General features: G+C 65.9%; 7 protein-coding genes. All 7 read right to left on the minus strand.

Annotated features, from left to right (window positions below; genetic code table 11):
* Positions 1-344, minus strand: a 344-nt coding sequence (locus B447_RS21205) for a CBS domain-containing protein (RefSeq protein WP_004248847.1), incomplete at its 3' end; no start/stop codon positions are given.
* An 8-nt stretch (positions 345-352) separates the two neighbouring features.
* Positions 353-700, minus strand: coding sequence for a hypothetical protein (locus B447_RS21210; protein WP_004248848.1), 348 nt, complete (start codon positions 698-700; stop codon positions 353-355).
* Positions 697-2,217, minus strand: a complete 1,521-nt coding sequence (locus B447_RS21215) for a DUF1538 domain-containing protein (RefSeq protein WP_004248849.1) — start codon at positions 2,215-2,217, stop codon at positions 697-699. Before B447_RS21215 ends, B447_RS21210 begins: the two co-directional genes overlap by 4 nt.
* Before the next feature lie 130 nt (positions 2,218-2,347).
* Complete coding sequence (locus B447_RS21220; protein WP_002933951.1) at positions 2,348-2,785, minus strand: low molecular weight protein-tyrosine-phosphatase; 438 nt, start codon at positions 2,783-2,785, stop codon at positions 2,348-2,350.
* A gap of 69 nt (positions 2,786-2,854) precedes the next feature.
* On the minus strand, positions 2,855-3,670 hold the full coding sequence (locus B447_RS21225; protein ID WP_004248850.1) for a PEP-CTERM sorting domain-containing protein: 816 nt from the start codon (positions 3,668-3,670) through the stop codon (positions 2,855-2,857).
* A gap of 228 nt (positions 3,671-3,898) precedes the next feature.
* On the minus strand, positions 3,899-5,896 hold the full coding sequence (locus tag B447_RS21230) for a methyl-accepting chemotaxis protein (protein WP_004248851.1): 1,998 nt from the start codon (positions 5,894-5,896) through the stop codon (positions 3,899-3,901).
* A gap of 194 nt (positions 5,897-6,090) precedes the next feature.
* Positions 6,091-6,567, minus strand: a complete 477-nt coding sequence (locus B447_RS21235) for a VOC family protein (protein ID WP_004248852.1) — start codon at positions 6,565-6,567, stop codon at positions 6,091-6,093.
* Positions 6,568-6,783 lie beyond the last annotated feature (216 nt).

A 6,783-nucleotide genomic window follows, 5' to 3' on the forward strand; every position in this document is an offset into this window, starting at 1 on the left:
GTGACGATGCCGGCGAGCTCGTTGGATGAGGTGACCAGCAGGCGGCGGACGCCGATATTGACCATGAGGCGGGCGGCGTGCTTGACGTCGAGCTCGCGCGAGATGGTCAGCGCTGGCTTTGCGCAGATGTCGTAGACATTGACGAGGTCGATGTCCCCCTCTTCGGCGACGATCGTCTTGAGGATGTTGGTGTAGGTGATGATGCCGTAGGCGTCATGGGCGTCGCGCTTCTCGACCACCAGCGACTTGACCTTGTTCTGCTTCATCACCCGCATGGCTTCGCGGATGGTTGCGAAGGGCGATACCGTCACCACTTCGCGCAACATGATGTCCTTGACCAGCATGGGGGCTCCTAGATGTCGTGCTTGATGTGCTCTTCGAACTGCTGGATCTGGCGCATGTCGATGCCGGCGATGTGCTCGAGCGGGATGGTGAACACCACGCCACGGCTGCTGTTCTTGAGGTCGAGCTCGCGGCTGAGGTTCTTGAGCACGGAGAGCGAGAGCTTCTTCTCGAGCACCATCACCAGTACGGACTGGCTACCCTCGTAGGTGAGGCCGAAGAAGGTCTTCTTTTCCGTGGCGCCGATGCCGCGCCCGTCCAGCAGTGTGACGCCGCCTGCGCCCGAGCGCTTGGCGATGTCGATCGCCTGTTCTTCGAGATCCTCGGCGAGGATCGCGACAAGTACCGAGAACTTCACGTTTTTTCTCCTGTCGGCTTGAACCGCTCGGCGTAAAGAGCATAGAGCATCACGGTTACGATGGGAAAGATCGAGGCAAACGCGATGAGGCCGAAGCCGTCGATGAGCACGTTGCGCCCCTCGATGTTGGTGGCCAGCCCGATGCCCAGCGCAGTGACGAGCGGTACGGTCACCTCGGACGTGGTGACGCCGCCGAGGTCGAAGGCGAGGGGGACGATGTACTTGGGTGCCAGCCAGGTCAGCGCAATGACCAGGGCGTAGCCGCCCATGATGTAGTAGTGGATCGAGTCGCCGGTGATGATGCGATGCACGCCGATGGTGATGCCGATGGCCACGCCGATGGCGACCAGGATGCGGATGTGGTTGGCGTTGAGCCGCCCCTTGCCGGCTTCTTCGGCCTTCTGGCCGATGGCGATCAGCGCGGGCTCGGCCATGGTGGTGGCAAAGCCGATCGACAGTGCGAACAGGTATACCCAGGTGTAGGTGTCGAGGGCGACAAGCTGTTCCGCCATGGCGCGCCCGACCGGGAAGAGCCCGAGCTTGAGCCCGATCACGAAGGCATAGAGGCCGACGATGACCATGACGAAGCCGCCCACGACCTTGTGCAGGTGGGCGATCGGCTTGCGGATCACGCCGTACTGGAAGAACAGGATGACGACGATGATCGGCGCCACGTCGCGGAACATGGTGAGCAGGTCGACGAGCATGCCGGTGAGTGCGCCGAGCATGCCGGCGGGCTCGGGAATAGCGGCCGCAGCGGCCTGGGCGATGCCGGCCGCGGGCTGCGCGGCGGCGAGCGCAGGGTCGGCGCCGAGGCTGTAGACGAAGATGCCGTAGAGCTGCACCGAGATCATCGGCACCATCACCGCCAGCGCGACCAGGCCAAAGCCGTGTGCGAGCGCGTTGCGGCCGCGGATCGATACCGCCAGGCCGATGCCGAGCGAGGCGATCAGGGGCACGGTGACGATATTGGTGGTGACCCCGCCCGAGTCATAGGCGAGGCCGACGATTTCCTCGGGCGCAAAGAAGGTGACGGTGACCACCAGCAGGTAGCCGATGATCATGTACCAGTGCAGCGAATGGCCGAGGATGGTGCGCACCACGCCGAGCGCAACCACCGCGCCGACCGATGTCGCCACCAGGAGGCGCAGGGTGAATCCGTCGACTCGCCCGGCGCTGATCGTTTCGGCCTGGCTGGCGACGGCGATCAGCGCTGGCTCGGCGATCACCGCGGAGAAACCGAGCGCGAACCCGAACGCCATCAGCAGTGGCAGGGAGCCGCGCTTTGCAAAGGCGTTGGAGAGGTTCTTGCCGATCGGGAAGATGCCCAGCTCCAGCCCTTGCAGGAACAGGGCCACGCCCACCACCACCACCAGCAGGCCCGCAACCATCGACCCCAGGCCATCCGGCACCGTCTGCAAGACGATGGCCTGGAAGAAGGCGACGACGACGACGATGGGGAGCAGGTTGCGGAAGGAGTGCTGCAGGAGGTGCAGGAAATCCTTGAGGCCGTTCAAGCGCGGTCACCTGATGGAGAGATGTTCGACCGACATTTTCGCATGGCGTCCAGGAATCGGGGCCAGTCGATGGCGCCGCGCGTTGGGTTTGCCGTAGGAGCGGCGCCAGCCGCGAGCTTTTCAACGGGATTTACAGGCGGGCAAGCCAGTCGTCGGTGGCTGCGCAGATGATGTCGCAGGCCAGGGCGTGGTGGTCCTGGCTGAGGCGGTAGGGGTCGGGGACTTCGACCTTGGACCAGTGCCCCAGCAGGAAGAGCTTGCCGCGTGCGGTGGGGTCGAGGTGGGTGGCGTATTCGAGGTGGTGTTTTTCCATCACCAGGATGATGTCGGCCCAGCGGCTGATCTCGGGGGTGAGCTGACGGGCGCGGTGGGCGGAGAGGTCGATGCCGCGGGCAAGCGCGATGGCCTGGGTGTCCGCGTCTGCAGCGTGGCCGACCAGGGCGCCGGTGCCGGCAGAGGCGACGGTGGCCGTGCGGCCACGATCGGCCAGGCGCTGGCGCAGGACGGCCTCGGCGAGCGGGCTGCGACAGATGTTGCCGGTGCAGAGGGTGAGGATCTTTTCGAACATGGCGGCATTATAAGAAAAAAGCCGACGCCCCCTTGCGAGGGCGTCGGCTGGTGCGGCGTGACCGGAAGGTCAGGCAGCTTGCTTGCGGCGGCGCATGACACCCAGGCCAGCCAGACCGAGGCCGAGCAGCGCCAGCGAGGCGGGCTCGGGCACGGCGGTGACGGCGATGTTACGCATGGCGAAGCTGCCGTCGGTCAGGTTGTAGGTGGGGCTCTGCATGTAAGCGATGCGCTCGGCCTGCGAGTCCGGACGGCCCTGCAGGAAGGCAGCGTAGTCGGCAGCAGCCAGCAGCACGCCAGCGCCGTCCCAGCCGGAGGCCGTTTCGGTGATGGACATGGTCACGCTGGTGTCGGTGATGGTGCCGGTGATGGCGACGGTGCCAGCGCCGGTGGGGTCGCTGAACGAGGTGCCGAGCAGGCCGTTGAGCAGGCCGAGCACGCCCATGGTGGTGGCGCCGTCATAGCTGCCGTTGAAGCCGAACGAGATCGGGCTGGAGATCAGGCCCATGCCGAAGACGAACGGATACACGCCCGGGGTGAGGCCGGAGACGTTGAGGTCGCCCGAGAACACCTGGACGTTCGAGCTGATCGTGCGGCTGACGGTACCGCCAGGGCCGGCGAAGAAGGTGGCTTCGGCGTAGCCGGTGCCGCCGGCGAGGCCGGGGCCGACGCTGACGGTGTAGCTGCCCGACGGGGCAGCGGCCAGCGACAGGCTGCCGGACAGGCCGGTGAGCGCCACGTTGTAGGTCAGCGGGGTGCCGTCGGCGAAGCCGCTGATGGCGAAGTCGCCAGCCAGCGACTGGACGTTGCTGACATAGGCGGCCGAGGCGCCGGTCGACACGGCGGTGAGGGCGGCGGTCGCGGCGAGAAGGGCGTATTTCTTCATTGTCTGGGTCCTTTTAATCGGTTGTTGAACCGGTTAAGAGATTGCGCCTGGCCGGGTGGTGCCAAGCGTGAGCTTAATCGCTGTGGCAACAAAGCAAGACGGATGCCAGAAATACAAGTTATTGATTTTTATATGGATGGTGCGATTTGATGGGGGTGCTTATGCCCCCGGTGTAAAAAAAACCGACACTCGGGGGCTGTTTGGCAGCCTTGTACCGCGACCTCGGTGTCAGGTGCGGAAGCGCCCCACAAGGCTCGACAGCGCGCTTGCGACGCGGGCGAGCTCTTCGGCCGTGTCCGAGCTGGTGCGTGCGGCGCCGCTGTTTTCTTCGGTCATGGCGGCGATGCGCTCGGCGTTGGATGCGACCTGCTGGATGGCGATGTCCTGCTCGCGGATGGTGTGGGCCATGCCCTGCACGCTCTGTGCGACGCGCTCGGAGCTGTCGCCGATGCTGCGTAGCGCGGCTTCGGTGCGCGATACGAGCTCGAGGCTGCCGCTGACGTTGACGCCCGCGGCCTGCATCGAGTCGACGGTGCTGTCGACGTGTTGCTGGATCTCGTGGATGAGGGTGCTGATCTCGCGGGTCGACGAGGCGGTGCGTTCGGCGAGCTTGCGCACTTCGTCGGCGACGACCGCGAAGCCGCGACCTTGCTCGCCTGCACGCGCGGCCTCGATGGCGGCGTTGAGGGCGAGCAGGTTGGTCTGCTCGGCGATCTCGCGGATGACGCCGACGATGCCGCCGATCTGCTTGGAACTGGCAGCCAGCGATTGAACGTCGGCCTGCGACGCGGTGACCTGGCTGGCGGCTTGCTCCACGCGGCCGACCATCTCTTGCATGATGTCCAGCGCCGAGTGCGTGTCGGCCGAGGCCTTGTCGACCAGTTCGGCAGCCGTGGCGGCGCGCGTGGCCGTCTCGCTGACGCTGCTCGAGACTTCGGTGGCGGCAGCGGCCACGGTGGCGGCCGATTCGGCCTGGATGTCGGCGCTGCGGCTGAGCTGGGTGCTCGATGCCGAGATGGACGCCGCCGCGGACGACACCCCCTCACTGGACGTGCGCGCTTCGGACAGGATGTGGCGGAAGGTGCCGATGAGGTTGTTGAACGCTTGGGCGGTGCGCTGCACTTCGGTCACGCCTTCGACCGGGATGCTGCGGGTGAAGTCCTTTTCGCTGGAAACCTGCTCGGCGATGCGCACGGCCTGGCTGAGCGGGCGGCTGATGCTGCGCCCGAGCAGGGCCGACACCACCAGCGTGGCGCCAATGGCCAGGACCGACAGGCCGATGGTGATGTAGAGGGTGCGCGTGCTGCTGTCGACCAGTTCGCCTGCGAGCTTGGCGATCTCGCCGTTGACCTGGCGCTCCAGGGCATAGAGGCGGTCGATGTAGGCGGTGCTAGTCGCGAACCAGTCGGCGCCTTTGATGCCGAATTCGCCGTACGTCATGCGCTCGCTCATGACATCGCGCATGCGCTTGACGGCTTCGAGTTCGGGCGAAGCCTCGATCTGCTTGAGCGCGGCCCGGGCGTCGCTGCCCGCCACCGAGCCGAACAGCTCGAAGAAGGCGCGCTGGCGGTTGATGCGTTCGCTGATGGTGCGGTGCTGCTCGGGCGTGACCCAGTCGGCGCTGAAGGCGGCGGTGGTGAGCGCGCGTTCCTGGCCTGCGGCTTCCTTGGCGCGGATGAGCGCTTCGAGCGCAGTGGAGCGCTGTCCGATCAAGGGGTCGGAGTTGTAATGCGCGGCCCCCGCGGCGAGCTGGATGAGGTTGTCGATGGTGGCGGTGTAGTAGCGCGTGCTCTCGCCGATGGCGATGCTCAGTTGTTGCGCCTGCCTGCGGATGTCGGCGAGTTGGGCGAGCTGGCTTTCGACGTCGGCGACCTGCTTCTGGGCGGTCGGTGTGTCGGCGGTGATGGTCTGCTGGTGCCGGCTGCGGAACTGCGCGAGGGCGGTGTCGGTGTCGCGCTGGAAGCCGGGCAGGACGTCACGCATCTGGGAGCCCGAGGAGCTGATGAAGCCCGCGGTCGAGCCGCGCTCGATCTGCAGTCGGTGCACCAGTTCGCTGACAGCGGCACTGAGCCCAGACAGTTGCGCGGTGGTTTCGGCCGAACGCGAGCGCTCGAGCGCCGATTGTCCGAGCATGACGGCCAGCACGATGATGACGATGAGTGGAAGGGCGACGATCAGGCCAAGGCGGCTGGCGATCGAACTTGATGGGCGGCTGACGGGTTCCATCTGCGGTCCTTTTTTGCGGCGAGTAGCGGGCTTTGGCTGCGATGTCCGAGACCATCTTCAGCGGATGTGTCTTGCAGTTATCGACACGAGGATCGCCGACTTTACGGATTTGTCGGTATCGATTCCATATCGGCGATCAATCTCGCAACGCAGGAAGCCGCCCGGGGGCGCGCCGCGCGCCCCCGGGGCCGTGGTCAGCCCGCCAGGCGCGCGAAGGCGTCCACGACTTCGCGCGGCGCCTGCACCAGTTCGATGAGCACGCCCTCGCCACCGATCGGGAACTCGTCGTTGCCCTTGGGGTGCAGGAAGGTGATGTCGAAGCCGGCCGCACCCCGGCGGATGCCGCCAGGCGCGAAGCGCACGCCGTTGGCGCTGAGCCATTCCACCGCCTTGGGCAGGTCGTCCACCCACAGGCCGACGTGGTTGAGCGGGGTGGTGTGCACCGCCGGCTTTTTCTCGGGATCCAGCGGCTGCATCAGGTCGACCTCGACCTTGAACGGGCCTGCGCCCATCGCGCAGATGTCTTCGTCCACGTTCTCGCGTTCGGACACGAAGTTGCCGGTGACCTCCAGGCCAAGCATGTCGACCCACAGCGTCTTGAGTTTGTCCTTGCTCGGGCCGCCGATGGCGATCTGCTGGATACCGAGGATCTTGAAGGGGCGCTGCGACATGATGCCTCCAGTGAGGTGTTGAGTTAAGAATTCATAATTATAGAGGAAGTCGCAACAAATCCACCCCGGATGCCCCTTCGTGTAGGCGCGGCGCCAGCCGCGAGGGGGTTGAAGGTGATGGGGCTGGGTGGGACCCGAAAAAGCTCGCGGCTTGCGCCGCTCCTACAGCGAAGACCACCGCCGCGGGCCCCCGTAGGAGCGGCGCCAGCCGCGAGG

The organism is Thauera sp. 27, from assembly GCF_000310125.2.
Classification (GTDB): domain Bacteria; phylum Pseudomonadota; class Gammaproteobacteria; order Burkholderiales; family Rhodocyclaceae; genus Thauera; species Thauera mechernichensis.

Coding starts and splice junctions, on each gene's coding strand:
- B447_RS21220 (WP_002933951.1), bottom strand. CDS start 2,785: ATGTTCGAAAAGATCCTCACCCTCTGCACCGGCAACATCTGTCGCAGC.
- B447_RS21225 (WP_004248850.1), bottom strand. CDS start 3,670: ATGAAGAAATACGCCCTTCTCGCCGCGACCGCCGCCCTCACCGCCGTG.
- B447_RS21230 (WP_004248851.1), bottom strand. CDS start 5,896: ATGGAACCCGTCAGCCGCCCATCAAGTTCGATCGCCAGCCGCCTTGGC.
- B447_RS21235 (WP_004248852.1), bottom strand. CDS start 6,567: ATGTCGCAGCGCCCCTTCAAGATCCTCGGTATCCAGCAGATCGCCATC.